Source organism: Halorubrum sp. Atlit-26R, assembly GCF_003666015.1.
Lineage (GTDB): Archaea > Halobacteriota > Halobacteria > Halobacteriales > Haloferacaceae > Halorubrum.
In genome coordinates this window covers 1-1,263 of record NZ_QPLT01000069.1, presented here as the reverse complement: position 1 = coordinate 1,263, position 1,263 = coordinate 1, and the positions used below count along the sequence as shown (strand labels likewise).

1 protein-coding gene is annotated in these 1,263 nt (G+C 54.9%); it reads right to left on the bottom strand.

Translation table 11 applies throughout. The features are described from left to right. Window positions 1–231 precede the first annotated feature (231 nt). Window positions 232–1,263, bottom strand: a 1,032-nt coding sequence (locus DVK07_RS19290) for a PAS domain-containing sensor histidine kinase (RefSeq protein WP_147441236.1), incomplete at its 5' end; no start/stop codon positions are given.

The following is a 1,263-nucleotide window of genomic DNA, read 5'->3' as shown; positions in this document are numbered from 1 at the left end:
TGGAGGGAAGATCCACGTCGATGAGCGTGAGCCACGCGGCACCGAGATTACAATCTGGTTTCCGCTGGAAACTGGCGGGTAGCAGGTTTGTAGATTAATGGCTCTGTTGAAATCCTCAATCGGTGATATATTCTCAACGTTCTGCTGAATACAGAGCGGTTATTTCGTACACCCTGCGCTCAGTAGGTGAGGTCGCACTTCCCAGTCATGGGTTGAGCATTGTCTAAGCACTCACACGAACTCTCCCTGTTCAGACATCTCGAACTCAAACCGTGCTCCACCATCGGTTCCATCGGCTACAGACAGCTCCCAGCCGTGGGCTTCCACGATTCGTTTTACGATAGTCAACCCGAAACCAGTGCCACCCTGTGCCGACGAATGTCCCGGCTCGAACACCTCATCACGCTTCTCGACTGGAATTCCTGGTCCATTGTCTTCGACGTAGATCCCCAGTTCGTTGTGACAGCCGACACGAACGGTCACGTTGGATCTACCGTGTTCAACAGCGTTTCGGAACAGGTTCTCGAACACGTGGCGTAACCGGCCAGGGTCAGCTTGAAAAGTCATCTCGTCGACGAGCTCGATAGTTGCGTCATCCGTGTCTACTGTCGCCCAGCATTTTCCGGCGAGGTTAGTCAAACTGACCGACTCTGTTTCGCTTATCGTGTCGCCTTGGCGGGCAAGTGTCAACGTATCCTCGACGATCGCCTCCATACGGTCAAGCGCCTGTAGTAGTGGATCAAGATGCTCGCTTTCTCTCTGCTCAGCAAGGAGTGCAGCGCGACCCTGTGCGACATTGAGTGGACTGCGCAAATCGTGGGAGATAACACTCGCAAACTCTCCGAGCCGCTCGTTCTGCTGACGTAGTTGTCGCTCACGTTCGACACGCTCAGTCACGTTCCGAGTGACCCCAACGAGGCGAGTTATCTCACCATCGGAGATTAGCGGCGCAAGTTTTGTCTGCCAGAAGCGGGCTCCTTCGCTGACCGGGAGTTCCTCCTGATACGAGATCGGTTCACCGGCCTTGACACAGCGGTGATAGTTCGCCGCTAACTCAGCGCCCTGTTCTTCACCGAATACGGCTTGTGGTGTCTGGCCCTGTACCTCCTCGGTAGTAATCCCAGTCTGGCGCTCGTAGGAAGGACTGAGGCGCTCAAACTCGAATCGGACACCATCTCCATCTTCCTCAACATTCATCAGAAAGATGGCGTCCTCCACGCTGTTCAAAACTGCTTCGTACCCCTCGGCAAGCTCTCGCGCTTC